Source organism: Gymnodinialimonas sp. 202GB13-11, assembly GCF_040932485.1.
GTDB classification, from domain to species: Bacteria; Pseudomonadota; Alphaproteobacteria; order Rhodobacterales; family Rhodobacteraceae; genus Gymnodinialimonas; species Gymnodinialimonas hymeniacidonis.
On the sequence record NZ_JBFRBH010000001.1, the window covers coordinates 3,644,210 to 3,660,193 of the forward strand.

A 15,984-nucleotide genomic window follows, 5' to 3' on the forward strand; every position below is an offset into this window, starting at 1 on the left:
CTCCAACTGGAAGGATCATCCAATGATGAAACCAATTACGACATTCGCAGCCCTGGCGCTCAGCACGACGGCTGCTATGGCAGACACCGCCGAGAATAGGCAGCTCGTCATCGACGCGATGACCGAGGTCCTCATTCGTGGCAACGTTGACGCGATCCCGGACTACTTCGCTGACCCTTACATCCAGCACAATCCCATGGCGGCGTCGGGCATCGATGCGCTGGCCGGTTTGGTCGGTCACATGCAGGGAGACCCGGAGGGCACATTTGAGCCCGCTCGGATCATCGCCGAAGATGATTTGGTCGTGACCCACTACGTCTACGAAAACTTCGGGCCCGTTCCGCTCGTCGCATTTGACGTCTTCCGCATTGAAGAGGGCCGGATCGTTGAGCATTGGGACAATATGATCCCGCTGGCCGATGAACCGAACGCCTCAGGTCGCACGCAGATCGATGGCGAGACCGAGGTCACGGACCTTGACCAAACCGCCGCCAATCGCGCCGTGGTGGAAGACTTCATCACACGGGCGCTGATCAACGGCGAAGAGGTTGATTACACTCAGTACATCAACCCCGAGATGTATCTGCAGCACAATCCGCAGGTGGCAGACGGGCTCGAAGGGTTCGGGGCGTTCATGCAATATCTGGGCGAGAACGAGATCGCGTTCGGCTATTCGGATCTGCACATGGTGGTGGCCGAAGGCAACTTCGTATTCACCGCGTCCGAGGGGATCTTCGGCGAAACGCCAACGGCGTATTTCGATCTGTTCCGCCTCGAAGACGGTCGCATCGTGGAGCATTGGGACGTGATTGCCGACATGCCATCGGGTGATCTTCCCGAAGGCTATCCGGGCAAGTTCTGAGACATCGTTTGGCCGGGGCGAACGCCACGTCCCGGCCTCTCTTCATTGCACGGACACTGACCCTGAGCCGCGCGTGCATTGTGCGCGCCCGCCCGAGAGGAACGGAGATATGAAATGACAGACAGCATCCGCGTCGCAAACGCGAAGGGCCTTTATCTGGAAGGCATTCGCGACGGCAACATGAAAGAAGCGCTCGATAAATACACGGGCGACCGGTACACGCAGCACTCCACCGGTGTGCGCGATGGCAAAGAGGGCTTCATCGAATTCTTCACGCCGTTTCTGGAGCGCAACCCAATCCGCGATATTCAGGTGTTTCGCACAATCGAAGACGGCCCGTACGTTTTTGTGCATGTCTATCAAAGCCTCAACAACGGTGAAGCGCAGTGGGTGACAGCCGATCTCTTTGACACCGATGCCGATGGCAAGATCATTGAGCATTGGGACGTCATCGCAGAATACCAATGGCCGACAAAGTCCGGCCGTTCCATGGTCGACGGACCGACGGAGATCGAGGATCTGGACAAAACCGACGCCAACAAGACCATCATTCAGGGGTTCGTGGATGACATTCTGATCGGCGGTCAGACCGACAAGATCACCGACTACATCTCGACCGAACAATACGACCAACACAATCCGTTGGTTGGGGATGGCCTGGACGGCTTTGGCGCCTTTCTTGGCGAGATGGCCGCCAACGGCCAAACGATGGAATACGTCAAAGTCCATCGGCTGATCGGGCAAGGCAATTTCGTCGTGATCTTCAGCGAAGTGAAGATGGACGGCCACGACTGGGCCTTCTTCGACATCTTCCGCCTCAAAGACGGCAAGATCGTCGAACACTGGGATGTGCAGGAACAGATCGGACCGAAAGAGACGTGGAACAATTCGGGCAAGTTTTGATCCAAGATAGAAGTGCGGCAGACCACTCAGTGTCGCACTTCTTTACGTGACTTCGAAAACCGCCGTTCATGCGGCGCGCAGCATTTGTCGCGTTAAGCTCTGATCCGCCTTTCGCCGCGTCGCAGCTTTCTGAAAGCGGACGTTGATTGCAGGAACGGCGTGGTCGTGCTTCAGCTTTCGACCGAATGAGCGTATTTCCCAAAATTCGGTTTGTTGAAGGTAATCTCCTCACGTTTCGACGAACTGAAATTCACTTCCGGTATGCTTACCGCTGATGGAGATGGCATAGGTCGCTATCCTCTTGGTTGGGAGGACTATTTTTCAAGTCGTACCGAGGTGCTTTGTCGTCCAGCAATCCTGGGTCTCGCGCCCTGTTCTACTTCAAGTGGTCAATAAACAACCTGAGCGGCGTCATGTTTCGGTATTCCCGCGGGAAGTAGATGAACAAACCGGGCACATTTCGAGAGAATGGTGACAGGACTTGTTCCAATTCACCGCTCTCCAGACTGTCTGCAATGTAATCGCGAAAGGTGTGGATCAGCCCATTGCCGCGCTTGGCCATATCTACCAACACAGGCAGATCGTCAGCCAGCAATTTGCCGGCCACAGCCACCTCCTCCTCGCCTTCGGCGCCTTCAAACAACCAAGGTGCGGTTTGGCGCGAGCTACGGAACCGATAGCGGATGCATTCATGCGCCAGCAGATCTGCGGGCGTGTCTGGTCGCCCTGCTCGGTCAAGGTAGCCGGGGCTTGCGACAGTCGCGATAGGGAGGGGGGCGGTCAGCCGGACAGCAATCATATCTTGCGCCACGACGTTTCCCAATCGGAAGCCTGCGTGAAACCCCTCTTCCAAGATATCCACCAACGCATCGGAAAGCGAAATCTCAACCTCAATCTCGGGATACACTGACCGAAAAGTGGGCAGCTTGTCGGCGATGATGGTGTGATATGCGTGTTCAGCGGCGGTCAGTCGCAACGTCCCACGCGCGCTGTCGCCTGTTGTTCGCGCGGCTTCGACCGCCTCTCCAAGCTGTTCGAAGGCGGGGGCTGATCCGCGATGCAAAGCGCGACCTGCTTCTGTGAAGCTGATGGAGCGTGTGGTCCGGATGAACAGGTCAACGTCCAACCGTTCTTCAAGGCTCTTGAGTTGATGGCTGACCGTGGAGGCTTTCAACCCCAGCCGGTCCGCCGCGCCGCGCAGACTGCCCTCCCGCGCTATCGCGTCGAACACTTCAAGCATGGCGAAGGGCAGTCTCATTATTCGATTTTATACATGAGAGTCATGAGAAAATAGGGCATTAATGAATCTTTGATCGCTGCCTACATCTGGGTCATCGAAACACAAGCCCGATTGGAGGCGATCATGACCCGCACAGCACTCGTGACCGGAGGCAACCGAGGCATCGGCTTTGCCATTGCCTCCGGCCTGACTTCAAAAGGCATCGATGTTGTCATCGGGTCGCGTGACGCAGTGGCGGGCCGCGATGCAGCGCACCGGATCGGCGCCCGATCCGTTCAACTCGACCTCCAGGACCGAGCATCAACAGAAGCGGCAATATCCCAAATCGACGATGTCGAAATCCTCGTCAACAACGCGGGCGTTTTGGGAACCGGCGATCTTTTCAGCGACGACGCGCAGTTCAAAGCTTCCATGGAGGTGATGGTTGACGGGCCTTACCACCTCCTAAAGGCGGTAACTCCCTACATGAAACGCAACGGCTACGGGCGCATCGTCAACGTATCATCTGGCTGGGGGGCATTCTCGGATGGTGTCGCAGGGCCCGGTGCTTATGGCGTTGCCAAGGCTGCGCTGAATGCACTGACCGTTTCCGCCGCGCGCGCCTTGCCGGAAACGATCAAAATCAATGCCATGTGTCCGGGCTGGGTGCGCACGCGCATGGGCGGATCCAGTGCCTCGCTATCCGCCGAGGAAGGCGCGGATACCGCGATTTGGCTGGCAACACTGCCTGAAACCGGGCCGACTGGGATGTTCTTCCGGGACCGCGAGAGAATTGGATGGTGAGTGGACGCATATCATGGACAGTCGTGCGACTGAGCCAAGGTTTGGTTTTGTGCTTGTAGCGCACGGCTTGGCTCAAAGCAGGTTTTCGAGATGGGCAACTGCGCCGCAGGGAAGCGTTTCCTGAAGCAGGAGCCGGTAATTGACGCAGCCGGCCGGGCGTTCAGAGCTCAAAAGCTGACCTTGATACTATTTGCGCCCCGCAAAGTTCCTCCATCGATGTGTGCGATGCAGTCCAGAGCCTTCATTTATGCCACACGAACCGGGCCTGTTGGTGTGACGTTCTTCTTGGTCGCTAATTCGAGATCTTCTCCTTGATGGCCCACCAAGATGCTCATCATGGACTCAAGCGTGAAATAGGCGCGCAGGACGCGAAAGATAAGGTATTCCGGCAAGGCGAGGATACCCTTAGGCACGCCGTTAAGGAGCGACGCAATCACGGCCATGATCGCAGGCGCGCCGGTTGTGACCGCAACGACCGCTTGCCACACGATGGGGCTGTTGGGGTTGAAGGCAAACACGCACTCCAGCGCGCCATAGATTATCAATGGAACGAGCATCGCGCGTCGGGCGGAATTAACCAGCATGTAGGGCAGGATGATCTTGCCCCTGAGCGAGCCATTGCCGGAATAGATCAGGTCCCGACAGCGCGACGAGATGTGGTAGATGGATCGGAACCAACGCATCCTCTGTTCGCGCATATGCTCGTAGGCCGACGGCACTTCGGAGATATAGCGGATCTTGGGATCGACCACGGAATGGTAGCCAAGCTCTCCGATGCGCAGGGACACGTCTGTGTCTTCGCCGTTCATCCCCTCCACGAAGCCGCCGAGGTAGCGCGGGTGTTCGGTGCGGTAGACCACGAACATGCCGGGAATACCGACGACCCCGTTCACCGCGCCCATGGCGACGGAATAAAACCCGTGTTTCACCAGCACCTCCAGAAGCCGCGCGCGATCGAACAGCGCGCCACCGGGCGGTACGGGGACGCCGCCGACAACGCCGACGGCGGGATTTGTGAAGTAGGGCATGGCGCGGGTGAGGTTGTCTTCGCCAACCAACGTGTCTGCGTCGACGCGGACAAGGAATTCGGTCTCGGCCGCGTCGAGGCCCGCGTTCAAGGCGTTGGACTTGCCGGGTTTTGGTACGTTAATCACACGACCCAAAGCGGCCTCGCAGGAGGCGAGCGTGGCATTCGCGATCTCTTCGGTGGCGTCGGTGGAGTTGTTGTTCATGATCAGGATGTGCACCTCACCGCCGTAATGGGCGGCGGCGCGGTCCATGACCCGGACCGTGTTCTCGATGATATATTCCTCGTTATGGGCGGGCACGATGATGGAGACAGGCGGGTTGAATTTGGGTGTTTTCGCCGTTTTCACATCCCAGATCGCGAGCGCGTAAAGCTGCGCGAAGAGGACCGGGAGAACGAGAAACACGCCCGGCCCGATGCCACCCAGAAGGGTCCAGCTGCGCAGGCGCTCGACCAGTTCAAGCTGTAACGACGTGACCCAAATCGAGGTCGCGATGGCGATGGCGATGGTGACGAGCAGCCGGATGATGGCGCGACGGTTGCTGACGGGGCGATGTTCAACGGGGATGCGCACAGGCATCAGGCCACGCTCGAGCAATTTCCAAGAATAGATGCAAAAGCCCAGAAGGCCGGACGCGATGGCGCTGAAATGCAGGGAAAAGGCCAGATCGAGGGCCAAGTGGCCCGCCACGTTCGCCAGATCGAAGATGGCGCAGATCAGGGCATAGGTGAGGACCATATCGAGGCCGAAAAAGAGTTTTCCCTTCCAATCGGCCGAGGAAAAGGCCGCGAAGCTGATGAAGAAGGCGATTAGAAAGATGCGGATCGCGATGGAGTGCCGCCCCTCGTAAGGGGAGAATACGAGGTCGCGGTTGGGAAAGATCGCCGCCCCGGTGGGGGAGTTGACGGCCAGCAGCATGGCGACGGCAAGCAACGTGAACAGGGCCAGCATGGCAGGGCCACGCCATTGCGGGATAAAGCCCGCGAACCGCTTGGGCGCGCTGTCGACTGAGATGAAGGCGATCTTGTCGCGGTTGTCTTCGGCCTCGCTCATGCCGCGTCCTCCGGCACATGCACGAGGAGGGAAACGGCCTGTATCTCTCGCCCCGCGAACTCTGCGGCGGGTTGCGCCGAGAGGGTGCCGGCAGCGTCCCGGAAGACCAGCCAATAGCTTTCGCTCACCGCGACCCGCGCCCCGCGTGGAAGGATTGTTACCGTCGCGTTGGCCTGCGCTGCGCTGATGGGCGTATGGGGCAGGAGGGCCACGAGAAGCTCTGCGGCGACGTTCGCCTCTGCGCTATTGAGCGATTGTGGGGACGCGACAGAGATATCCGAGGTCAACGCGAGGCTGAGCGCGCGGATGGGATCGTCGAAGAGCGCGCTGGAGGGCACGATCTGTGTCTCTGGCAGGATTTCGGCGAGGAGTTCAGGACCATCGTTGCATTCGCCATCCCGCAGGAAGGCGGAGGTCAGGGTGATTTCAATCGTGTGGGCAGGGCCAAGGTCGGCGGGGATCGCGATGCGCGCGCCGATCCGCGTCTGGTCGGCAGTGCCAGAGAAATGGCTGAGCAGGCGGTCATTTTGCGTGACCGTGATCTGCCAATCCGCGCCCAAGGGGTGGGCGGGGACAAGCATGGCAAGGTCCAACACGCTGGGCCGGTTTGCGTGCTCCGCCCGCGTGAGATCATAGCGCAGACGCCATGTGTGGCTGTGCTGGAAGCGGCGGAGGCCGAACAGACCACCCTCGGGCGCCATCGCGTCGGACCATGCGTATTGCGGGCGGGACACGGCTGCGGCGGTGGGATCAATGGCCGCCTGCGCCTCTTGAGGGTTGAGGCCCATCTCTGGCACGATCAGGGCGTTCGTTCCAAGGCGCGCGGCGTTGACCGCGTGGATCAACGTCTCTGTCGTGCCTGTCCATTCCAGTCGCACCTGATCCCCCCAGGCCGCGACGCGGTCACGCGGGCTTTCAAGCGGTGCGTCGAGGGACAAGTAAACAGCGCTGGTCGTCTCGATCTCGACCACAGCCTCAATTGAAGTGTCGTTGGTGCAGACGAGGTTGGCACCCGTCCCCTGCAGCGAGAAAGAGACGACCAGCTGTGCCCGTGCGATATCGGCTGGGGTCAGCTCGATCCGTACGGCGCGCACCGCCTCACCTCGATGCAGCAACACCTCAGCCCGGCGGGTGTTGTCGATGGAGATGCGCAGCACCCCTTCGACCCCGTCCAACACTTGCGATGTCGCATCGATTTGGAGGTATCCAGATGTCGGGCGTGCGTCGATTGGCATATGAAACACAGCACCCTGATAGGCGGGAAATCCAGAAAGAATGAGCGGCGCGGAGGCGCCCGCCCGCAAAATGATGGCCTGATCCGCACCGCGTTGGGCCTCAGCAGCCATCGGGGTTTCAAAGCGCAGTTGCGGCCCGTCCATCAGGGTCCGCGCGGCGCGAAAGGTTTGGCCGACCATTTCGGATCGCGCCAGCAGGAGGGCCAAACCTGCAAGAAGAAATGCCAACAGCCCGATGCCAATCAGTCTCATCGTCATTGCCTTTCTGCAAAAGACCCGACCGCGGTTGAGCGCCGGTCAGCCCCACCTCCACGCGGGGCTGACCGGTGCTCAGTTCGGGGTTAGGCGGCGACCTTTTCGGGGGTGACGACGCCGGGGCGCTGGTTCTCCGTCCAGGTGGAGACACACGGGATCATGTGCATGATGCAGCGATCCGCGTATTTGGCGGCGATTTCCTGCGTTTCTTCCATCAGGCCATAGGCCAGCGTGACCGGTTCGAGCCCGAGGTCGATGAACGACGCGTTCGACACGCGCAGGCCATTCTCGGCCGCCTCGTTGCGGGGATTGTCGACCATCGCGATCTGGGCTCCGGTGTTGGCCGCAACCAGTTGGGCGAGAGACCGCACTGTGTGCGTCTCGGTCATCTGATTCATGATCTTGACCTTGCCGTCTTTGGCCGGCGGATTGTCGACCGCCAGGGCGATGCATTTCACCGTGTCCTTGACGTGGATGAATGCGCGGGTCTGGCCGCCGGTGCCATGGACGGTCAGCGGGTGGCCAACGGCGGCCTGCATCAGGAAGCGGTTCAGGACGGTGCCGTAGTCACCATCGTAGTCGAACCGGTTGATCAGACGCTCATCAAGGCGCGTCTCATCGGTTTGCGTTCCCCAGACGATGCCCTGGTGTAGGTCGGTGATCCGCAGGCGGTCGTTCTTGGCGTAGAATTGGAACAGCAGCTGATCCATCGATTTGGTCATGTGATACACGCTGCCCGGGTTGGTCGGGTAGAGGATGTCACGCTGGAAGATCTGCTTGTTGTCGCCGGGCACGAAGACGCGCAGGTAGCCTTCGGGGATTTCCATCCCGTCATCGTCGTAGCCGTAGACGCCCATGGTGCCGAGGTGGATCATATGCGGGTCGAGGCCCAGTTCGATCACAGCGGCCAGAAGATTGTGCGTGGCCGAGATGTTGTTGTCGACGGTGTAACGCTTTTCCTCGATGCCCTTCATCGAATAGGGCGCGGCGCGCTGTTCGCCGAAGTGGATGATCGTGTCAGGCTTGAGCGCGGCCAGAAGGCCCGTCAGGCGGTCGAATTCACGCGCCACGTCGATGCATTCGAAATTGATCGTCAGGCCGGTGACGTCGTGCCAGGCCTCAAGCCGCTCTTCCACGGTTGCGATCGGCGTCAGGCTGTCGGCGCCCATTTTCTTGTCGATCCAGCGGCGCGAGAGGTTGTCGACGATGGTCACGTTGTGACCCAGTTTCGACAGGTGCAGGGCCGTGGGCCAGCCACAGAAACCATCGCCACCGATTACCAGAATTTCCTTCGTCATAGTCTTTGTCCTTTTGGTCAGGTGGGCCGCCTCCGTGGACGTGCCCTCGTTTCGATGACCAAGGATTTACGGACGATTTCGCTCGAATTGCGCACTCCGAGGGATAGGAAACCGGGGAGATGGAAGGGGGCATCTATCCTTTTGGATATGCGTGCTAGCCGGTCGGATCGGTCTGCTGAAGTCGATCGGTCAGATCTTTACGTCCGGCAGAAATCGCCCCCTGCAGGGCCGCCACCGCCTGTCGGTTCATGGTGGCGCCGTCCAGTGCATCAATCTGCGTGATAACGGATTTCAATCCCAAGAGTGCCGCCCCGCCTCGCATCTTGTGCAAGATTGCGGCAACATCGCTTTCGGGCGAAGACAGCACGTCCAGTTGCGTTTCACTTTCCGCGAAGAACGCATCGGCCGTCGCTTTGACCTTTTCCGGCCCGAGAACGTCGATCAGATCATCGATCACCTCGGCGTCCAGTCCGGCAGGTGAGGCCGATTGTGCATCGGCAGAAACGACGTCATGCAAAGCAGAGAACCGGATGGGTTTGGTGAAAAAGCCGTCCATGCCCGCCCGAATGGCGCGGTCGCGGTATTCTTCGCGCCCATGGGCCGTAAGCCCCACGATGCGGGTTCTTTGGTTTGGCCCGGCCTCCGCCCTGATCCGCCGCGCGGTTTCGATGCCATCCATGACGGGCATCGAGACATCCATGATGATCAGGTCGAAGGCGGACTGTTGTGCTTGATGCAAACCGTCCAGCCCATCGGAGGCCTCCGTCACGCTGTGGCCAAGCCTCTCCAGCATGTCGCGCAGGACCGAGCGGTTGATGGCGTTATCCTCGACAACCAGAATGTGTTTCGTTTGCGCTGTGTCTGCCAGTCTTTCATCGGCAATTTCGTTCGATGCTGCCTCGGCCACGGCTTTTGCGCGGGCCAAGGGGATGCGCAGAGTGAAGACGCTGCCTTGGCCAATGGTCGATTGCACCGACAGCTCACCGCCCATCAGCCGCGCCACCTTGCGCGAGATCGACAATCCCAGCCCATCGCCGCGCGCCTGGCGGCCTTCGGAATGCGCCAGGGCGACGAAATCCTCGAACACGTCTTCCAGCCGGTCTTCGGGGATCCCGCGACCCGTATCTGAGACGGTGATTGTCGCATTGGTGAGGTCAGCGCCGTGAATGCCGGAAACGGACACCACGATCTGGCCATCTTCCGTGAATTTGATGGCGTTGCCGATGAGGTTCGTCAGGATTTGGCCGATGCGCGCGCCGTCCCCGTCGAAGATCCGGTCCATGCCGGGGTCGAAGTCCAGCGAAAGAGACAGGCCCTTTTCCTGCGCCAGCGGGGTGAGCACGTCGCAGACACTTTGAACCGCAGGCCGCATCTCGAACGGGTGTGGCGACAACTGCATCGACCCCATTTCGATCCGCGTGATGTCGAGCGCCTCGTTCACATGTTCCAGCAGGATCTCACCCGATGCAGAGGCGACGCGCATGTACCGGTCCTGCTGTTTTGTCAGGCGGGTTTGCCGCATCAGGTCGAGCACGCCGAGGATACCGTTCAGAGGCGTGCGCATTTCGTGGCTCATCACGGCCAGGAATTGCGACTTCGCACGGTCCATAGCTTCGGCCTTGTCGCGTGCGTCGATCAGCTTCTGCTCGTTGATCTTTCGCTGCGAGATGTCTCGCAGATAGGCAATAAAGAGCTCTCCATTGGCGCTTTCAACGGAGGTGATGTTGAGCTCTACCGGGAATTCCTCACCCGATTTGCGCAGGGCCGAAAGCTCCACCCGTCCGGCATCGACGACATGGGGTTCGTGGGTCGCCAGATAACGCTCCATCCCGGCGGCGTGCGCTTTGCGGTGCTGGTGGGGGATGATGGTTGCTTCCATTTTCTGCCCGAGGATCTCTTCCCGCGACCACCCGAAAATCCGCTCTGCCGAGGCGTTGAATTCGATAATCTCGCCAGCTTCATTCGCAGTGACGATTGCGTCGAGTGACGCCGTAACGGTCGAGGCAAGCCGTGAGCTGGAGTTCAGCAGCTCCGTATCTCGCTGATCCGCGCGTGCTAGCAATCGATCAAGGACGACCAAGACAGCAGAGAGGCCAACGATCACGGCAATTGCGATGGCGCCAGTTATGGTAAGTTGGCGTGCAAACCCGGCGCGCCGCGCCGATGCGCGGTTGGTACCGGCCTCAAGCCCCAAAAGAACAAGGTCGCGGATATCCGGGCGGATGTCGCGGGTCAGATCGCGTAGAGCGATGATGTCGTTCTCCGACAGGCCAGGGTCGGCATCCAGCACCGCGATCATATCGTCTTGATAGGCGTTCACCCGAGCCAGAAGATCTGCAGCGTCACCGGGAAAAAGATCGCGTGCCTCGCCGCGCCCGACGATCAACAGGCGGCTGAGCGCGATGTCAGCCCGCAGGCGCACAGCATCGACATCAGGGGAGGGGTCGTTGGCGGCCTCGCTCAAGGTCGCGTTGAGGTTGGCGATCTCGGTTTCGACCTGAAGGATTGTCCATTGCAGATTGTCGGCATCCGCGGTGGAGAGGCCCCGCAGCTCCCGCAACAGATTGCCGCCCAACACGCCCAACAGGACGATCAGCAGCGGCACGACGATCAGCACGCCAATGCGTCTGCGGCCCTTTTTGTCGGTCACGGCGCGCCTTTCATTTGCTCCGGCCCGACCAATACCGCTGACAAGGTGTCATTCCAACACTTCGATCCGGTCCAGTTGCCAGATGCTTTGCGCATAGACCTCTTCCGTCTGGTAAGCCGCATCGCTGTCATATGGAAAGACGATCCAGTACGGGCCCTTGTCGCGTACGGACATTGGTGCTCCGTCCATCCGCGTCGCGATGATCGGATAGGTCGCGCCGGTTTCGGGTGCGGGCATTTCAATGGCGTAGTCATTCAATGCCGTCAGGGTCAGGTCCGCGCCCTCTGCACCGGCGGCATCCAGAACGCTTGCCAGGGATGGCCCAGTGAACGTCACTTCGCCTTCCGTCCAGATCGTCGTGGTGGTGACCGTGACCTGATCGAGCGCATCCAGATCCGCGAGCGAAAGAGACATTTGCTCGCCACCTTCCGGCGTGATCTGAAGGGCGGTCGGATCCTGTGCGATCGCAGGGCATGTCATCGAAATCGCCAGAAGGGCTGCACAGACGAAGGAGCGAAGCATGTCAGATACCTTTTGCATCACGTGGTTGCCCCGATCTCTAACATTGGGCGCAGGCCGGCATCGTACGGGGATAGGGATAGGTGTATATACTTTGGTATAGGTCTGCCTCGCCCGAGCCACATTTTCCCCCTAGGCACTTGAGACAACTTCGGAAAAGATTGCGCCATGCCAAACATTCTTGTTGCTGACGATCATGATCTGGTGCGTGACACGATTGCGGCCTACCTCGGCCAGCAGGACGATTTTCACGTAGAAACCGCCGATGATCTGGCCGAAGCGCGCGCACTATTGGAAGGCGTCGTCCCGTTCGATCTGGTCATCCTCGATTACAACATGCCGGGCATGGATGGCCTTGAGGGGATGGAAAGCGTCATCAAGGGCTATCCCCATATCAAGGTGGTCTTGATGTCCGGCGTCGCCAAGCCCGATGTCGCGCGCGAGGCGATGACACGCGGGGCCAACGGCTTCCTTCCGAAATCCGCGACCGCGAAATCGATGGTGAATGCGATCCGGTTTGTTCTGGCGGGCGAGCAGTACTTTCCCTTTGATCTCGCCGAGGCGAAACCCGAGACGCCCGAAAGTTTCAAGGGGCTGTCCTCCCGAGAAATGGAGACGTTGGAGTTTCTATGCCGCGGCGCGTCCAACAAGGAAATCGCGCGGGCCCTCGATCTGGCGGAAGTCACGATCAAGCTTCACGTGAAGAACATTCTCGCCAAACTGGGCGTGAGCAACCGGACGCAAGCTGCTTTGCTGGCGAAGGAACAGAATTTGTTCTGAGTGGTCGATAACGCCACTTTTTTAGCGGCGAAAGAACGTCATACCTTCTGCAATGGCTTGATTTCGAGGCAAAAAGACTTCTTTGCGGAAAGTGGATGGCAGCGCATCGGTCAGCTTCGTTGATAGCGCGACGACACTAAGCAGGGACAGCCAGGGACCGCTTTGGGCCGAACGCTCTTCACCCTCTCCGTCTCAGCAACGCCACGAAGAACACACCTCCGATTAGCCCGGTGACAATCCCGATCGGCATGTCTTCAGGGGCCATGATGGTGCGCGCGACGATGTCCGCCCAGAGCAAAAAAATGGCTCCGGCAAGGGCAGACCACGGCAACACGCGGGTGTAGTCGCCACCGACCACCACACGCACAATGTGCGGGATCATCAAACCGACAAACCCGATCATCCCTGAAAAGGCCACCATCACACCGGTGATCAGTGCTCCTGCAATGAACACCATGCGGCGGAATCGGACCACGGAGATACCAAGCGACGTTGCGGTTTCATCACCGATTGTCATTGCATTGAGGTCGGCAGCCCGGCGCCAAAGCCAAAGGACGCACGGGATCAAAACGCCAAGCGGGTAGATGAGATGGTTCCATTGCGCGAGGCCAAGCCCACCCAGCATCCAGAAGACAACCGTATGGGCAGCGCGGGGATCGCCCAGAAAAATCAGTAGGTTGGCAAGCGCCATAATGACGAAAGAGACAGCGACGCCCGTCAGAACCAAGCGGTCTGCGCTGCTGGCTCCGGCAAAACGAGAAACCGCCAACACCGCCCCCGTGGCTGCCAACGCACCAAGGAATGCCAGGACCGGAACCGTCAACAAGCCTAGGAAAAGGCCGGTGTGAAGTAGGGCGAGGATGGCACCAAATGCCCCACCCGATGAGATCCCCAGCAAATGCGGATCGGCGAGCGGGTTGCGGGTAACGGCCTGTAGGCTGGCGCCAACTACAGCGAGACCCGCGCCGACAATCGCCGCCAGCAAAGCGCGCGGGAAACGGATCTCCCATACAACTGCTGCTTGGCCCTGGCTCCAATCCGGCGTGACCAAGCCAAAACCGATCTGCTCGGACAAGACCCCCCAAACTGTACGGAATGGCACCGAAACGGCACCGACGGAGATGGCAGCGCTGATCGAAAACACCAACGCCACCATACCAATGCCGATCAGGAGGGGCAGATTTCCCCTCCGCCCAATTGCCCGATCTCCGGACGAGACGCTCATTCCGGCCAGAACGCTTCGGCCAAGCGGGCCACGGCATTGATGTTTCGCGGCCCAGGCGTGGCTTCGACATATTCCAGCACGACGAAGCGGTTGTTCTGAACAGCACTAATCCCCGAAAGGGCCGGGCTGTTGCGCAGGAACTCCATCTTCTGTTCGGCGGTAACTTCACCATAGTTTACGATAATGATGACCTCAGGGTCCCGCTCCACCACGGCTTCCCAGCTGACCGTGCCCCAGCTTTCGCGGAAGTCATCCATGATGTTCACGCCGCCAGCCGCTTCGATCATTGCGGTCGGGATTGCAAAATGGCCCGCCGTGAAGGGGGTATCTTCGCCGCTGTCATAGACAAACACACGCGGTGCTTCGCCTTCGGTGTTAAGGCCTGCGATGATCTCGGTCAGTTCCGCCTGATAGCCCGAAATCAATGTCTCCGCGCGCTCTTCGACGCCGAAGATTGCACCAAGGTTGCGCAGGTCATTGTACATCAGATCAAGCGTGACCTCCTGTTCCATCCCAACGTGAATACAGCTTTCGCTCAACTCGTAGACATTGATGCCAAATCGTTCGAGCGTCTCAGGTGTCACTTCACCGCCGACCCTCATGCCGTAATTCCAACCGGCAAAGAAGAAATCCGCCTCGGCCCCTACCAGCACTTCCGTTGTCGGGTAACGCTCGGCCAGTTCGGGCAATTCCTCGACCCCTGCGCGCATTTCTTCGTCCAACTTGTTCCAGCCGGAAATGCCAGTATAGCCGATCATCTGGTCGGTCAGCCCAAGAACCAGCATCATCTCGGTGAGGTTGATGTCGTGGGAAACCGCTGCCTGCGGCACGCCTTCGAATGCAACCTCGCGCTCGCAGGACTGCACAATGGTCTGTGCCAGTGCGACTGTGCCGATAAGGCTGAAGACTGCGGATAGGGTGAGCGTTTTCATTGCAGGGGAGTCCTTTTGGTTTGCAAATGGAAGGTGAAGTGGCGCGTGTCTGAACGGTTGAGCCAATCGGCCCTTGCATCGACGTGAAAGGCGCTGGTGACAAGATCTTCGGTCAGAACCTCTGCAGGGGTTCCAAACGCTAGTGCCTTGCCCTGTTTGAGGATGAGCAGGTCGTCGCACAGCCCAGCCGCAAGGTTCAGATCGTGCAGACTGGTCACAACTGTCAGGTCGAGGTTTCGGATCAGATCCAGCACTTCAAGCTGATGCCGGATATCGAGGTGATTTGTCGGTTCATCAAGGATCAGCACCTGCGGTTGCTGAGCCAAGGCTCGGGCAACCATCACGCGCTGCCGTTCCCCGCCAGAAAGGGTGCCCATTTGGCGAAACGCCAAGTGAGCGAGATCAAGCTTCAGTAATGCCGCTTCAATTATCGCAGTTTCCGCTGCGCCGCCTGCGCTGAACCCGTCGCGATGGGGAACCCGGCCCAAAGCCACGACCTCGCCAACTGTCAGGGCGAAATCGGTGGGCTGTTCCTGCAAGACTGCAGCAACCTTCCGAGCAGCCTTGCGCGGCGGCATCGCCCAGATGTCGTCGCCCCCCACCATGATCCGACCTGTTGCGGGCATGTTGTAGCGATAGAGCAGCCGCAAAAGGGTCGACTTTCCAGCGCCGTTTGGCCCGACAATGCCCAAAAGCCGACCAGCCGCGACCGAGAAACTGGTGGCGTGTAGTGAAAATCCTTCTGCCCCGCGCGACGCCCAGGAGGCGTTTTCGACAACCAAATCCGCCGCCCTCATTGCACAGGCTCCGGGCTGTGCTCAACGATGGTTATGGCCGCAGGAACACGGGCCAAAGTGGTCCGGCGCAATTTGCCCGGTCGGTCGACCGAACTGCACCATCCATCATGCAGAACTGAATATTGGCGTGCGAAAGCAACAAGCGCCTCGATATCCTCGTCGGCATCAATGTCGCCAAACAAGTAGGTCGCCTTGCGTGTGCCATGGTAGGCGATTGTGCAAGGCCGGTCGCAGCCCGCCATGCAGGCCACACCAGATATCTCGAATGCCTCGGGGATCGCGTCTCCGGCCGCATCAATCGCCTCGCGCAGGCGTTTGATCAGGTCATATCCCGGCTCGCACGTGGCCCCTTTGTGCTTGCAAGATGTGCAAACCGAGATGCGGTGATTGGGTGTTGTCCGGTGCATGTCGCCCTCCGCGCATA

14 protein-coding genes are annotated in these 15,984 nt (G+C 59.5%); 4 read left to right on the forward strand and 10 right to left on the reverse strand.

What is annotated here, in order from left to right; translation table 11 throughout:
* The first annotated feature begins 22 nt into the window (after positions 1-22).
* Both V8J81_RS18610 and V8J81_RS18615 read left to right on the forward strand, forming a co-directional pair.
* On the forward strand, positions 23-862 hold the full coding sequence (locus V8J81_RS18610) for a nuclear transport factor 2 family protein (RefSeq protein ID WP_368477245.1): 840 nt from the start codon (positions 23-25) through the stop codon (positions 860-862).
* A gap of 114 nt (positions 863-976) precedes the next feature.
* Positions 977-1,765, forward strand: a complete 789-nt coding sequence (locus V8J81_RS18615; RefSeq protein ID WP_368477246.1) for a nuclear transport factor 2 family protein — start codon at positions 977-979, stop codon at positions 1,763-1,765.
* Between the two features lie 376 nt (positions 1,766-2,141).
* On the opposite strand, the gene V8J81_RS18620 is transcribed toward V8J81_RS18615, so the two are convergent.
* A complete protein-coding gene (locus tag V8J81_RS18620; RefSeq protein ID WP_368477247.1) occupies positions 2,142-3,023 on the reverse strand; it encodes a LysR substrate-binding domain-containing protein in 882 nt (293 codons plus the stop codon).
* Between the two features lie 105 nt (positions 3,024-3,128).
* Between V8J81_RS18620 and V8J81_RS18625 the strand changes: the two genes are divergently transcribed.
* Positions 3,129-3,788, forward strand: a complete 660-nt coding sequence (locus V8J81_RS18625; protein ID WP_368477248.1) for an SDR family NAD(P)-dependent oxidoreductase — start codon at positions 3,129-3,131, stop codon at positions 3,786-3,788.
* Positions 3,789-4,033: 245 nt separating this feature from the next.
* On the opposite strand, the gene V8J81_RS18630 is transcribed toward V8J81_RS18625, so the two are convergent.
* The 5 genes from V8J81_RS18630 to V8J81_RS18650 form a co-directional block, all read right to left on the reverse strand.
* On the reverse strand, positions 4,034-5,869 hold the full coding sequence (locus tag V8J81_RS18630) for a glycosyltransferase family 2 protein (RefSeq protein WP_368477249.1): 1,836 nt from the start codon (positions 5,867-5,869) through the stop codon (positions 4,034-4,036).
* Positions 5,866-7,362 (reverse strand): cellulose biosynthesis cyclic di-GMP-binding regulatory protein BcsB, encoded by a 1,497-nt coding sequence (locus V8J81_RS18635; RefSeq protein WP_368477250.1) that lies wholly within the window; start codon positions 7,360-7,362, stop codon positions 5,866-5,868. The genes V8J81_RS18630 and V8J81_RS18635 overlap by 4 nt, the downstream gene beginning before the upstream one ends.
* Positions 7,363-7,445: 83 nt before the next feature.
* Positions 7,446-8,657, reverse strand: a complete 1,212-nt coding sequence (locus V8J81_RS18640; protein WP_368477251.1) for an NAD-dependent epimerase/dehydratase family protein — start codon at positions 8,655-8,657, stop codon at positions 7,446-7,448.
* A 154-nt stretch (positions 8,658-8,811) separates the two neighbouring features.
* Positions 8,812-11,307 carry a hybrid sensor histidine kinase/response regulator gene (locus V8J81_RS18645; protein ID WP_368477252.1) on the reverse strand — a complete coding sequence of 832 codons (2,496 nt, stop codon included), beginning with the start codon at positions 11,305-11,307 and terminating at the stop codon, positions 8,812-8,814.
* 48 nt (positions 11,308-11,355) lie between these two features.
* Entirely contained in the window at positions 11,356-11,847 is a 492-nt protein-coding gene (locus tag V8J81_RS18650) for a putative pterin-binding protein (RefSeq protein ID WP_368477253.1), read from the reverse strand.
* 147 nt (positions 11,848-11,994) lie between these two features.
* On the opposite strand from V8J81_RS18650, the gene V8J81_RS18655 reads away from it, so the two are divergent.
* A complete protein-coding gene (locus V8J81_RS18655; protein WP_368477254.1) occupies positions 11,995-12,606 on the forward strand; it encodes a response regulator in 612 nt (203 codons plus the stop codon).
* A gap of 178 nt (positions 12,607-12,784) precedes the next feature.
* On the opposite strand, the gene V8J81_RS18660 is transcribed toward V8J81_RS18655, so the two are convergent.
* The 4 genes from V8J81_RS18660 to V8J81_RS18675 are packed head-to-tail and all read right to left on the reverse strand — an operon-like array spanning position 12,785 to position 15,967.
* Entirely contained in the window at positions 12,785-13,831 is a 1,047-nt protein-coding gene (locus V8J81_RS18660; protein WP_368477255.1) for a FecCD family ABC transporter permease, read from the reverse strand.
* Positions 13,828-14,763 (reverse strand): ABC transporter substrate-binding protein, encoded by a 936-nt coding sequence (locus tag V8J81_RS18665; RefSeq protein ID WP_368477256.1) that lies wholly within the window; start codon positions 14,761-14,763, stop codon positions 13,828-13,830. The genes V8J81_RS18660 and V8J81_RS18665 overlap by 4 nt, the downstream gene beginning before the upstream one ends.
* The gene (locus tag V8J81_RS18670; protein WP_368477257.1) at positions 14,760-15,560 is read right to left on the reverse strand and encodes an ABC transporter ATP-binding protein; all 801 of its coding nucleotides are present in this window, start codon (positions 15,558-15,560) and stop codon (positions 14,760-14,762) included. Before V8J81_RS18670 ends, V8J81_RS18665 begins: the two co-directional genes overlap by 4 nt.
* Positions 15,557-15,967 carry a DUF1636 family protein gene (locus tag V8J81_RS18675; protein WP_368477258.1) on the reverse strand — a complete coding sequence of 137 codons (411 nt, stop codon included), beginning with the start codon at positions 15,965-15,967 and terminating at the stop codon, positions 15,557-15,559. Before V8J81_RS18675 ends, V8J81_RS18670 begins: the two co-directional genes overlap by 4 nt.
* Between the last annotated feature and the right edge of the window lie 17 nt (positions 15,968-15,984).

Excerpts from the sequence above, each read along its gene's own strand:
- V8J81_RS18625 (WP_368477248.1), top strand. The coding sequence starts at position 3,129 with ATGACCCGCACAGCACTCGTGACCGGAGGCAACCGAGGCATCGGCTTT.
- V8J81_RS18635 (WP_368477250.1), bottom strand. The coding sequence starts at position 7,362 with ATGACGATGAGACTGATTGGCATCGGGCTGTTGGCATTTCTTCTTGCA.
- V8J81_RS18650 (WP_368477253.1), bottom strand. The coding sequence starts at position 11,847 with ATGCAAAAGGTATCTGACATGCTTCGCTCCTTCGTCTGTGCAGCCCTT.
- V8J81_RS18640 (WP_368477251.1), bottom strand. The coding sequence starts at position 8,657 with ATGACGAAGGAAATTCTGGTAATCGGTGGCGATGGTTTCTGTGGCTGG.
- V8J81_RS18655 (WP_368477254.1), top strand. The coding sequence starts at position 11,995 with ATGCCAAACATTCTTGTTGCTGACGATCATGATCTGGTGCGTGACACG.
- V8J81_RS18630 (WP_368477249.1), bottom strand. The coding sequence starts at position 5,869 with ATGAGCGAGGCCGAAGACAACCGCGACAAGATCGCCTTCATCTCAGTC.
- V8J81_RS18660 (WP_368477255.1), bottom strand. The coding sequence starts at position 13,831 with ATGAGCGTCTCGTCCGGAGATCGGGCAATTGGGCGGAGGGGAAATCTG.
- V8J81_RS18670 (WP_368477257.1), bottom strand. The coding sequence starts at position 15,560 with ATGAGGGCGGCGGATTTGGTTGTCGAAAACGCCTCCTGGGCGTCGCGC.
- V8J81_RS18665 (WP_368477256.1), bottom strand. The coding sequence starts at position 14,763 with ATGAAAACGCTCACCCTATCCGCAGTCTTCAGCCTTATCGGCACAGTC.
- V8J81_RS18615 (WP_368477246.1), top strand. The coding sequence starts at position 977 with ATGACAGACAGCATCCGCGTCGCAAACGCGAAGGGCCTTTATCTGGAA.
- V8J81_RS18610 (WP_368477245.1), top strand. The coding sequence starts at position 23 with ATGATGAAACCAATTACGACATTCGCAGCCCTGGCGCTCAGCACGACG.
- V8J81_RS18620 (WP_368477247.1), bottom strand. The coding sequence starts at position 3,023 with ATGAGACTGCCCTTCGCCATGCTTGAAGTGTTCGACGCGATAGCGCGG.
- V8J81_RS18675 (WP_368477258.1), bottom strand. The coding sequence starts at position 15,967 with ATGCACCGGACAACACCCAATCACCGCATCTCGGTTTGCACATCTTGC.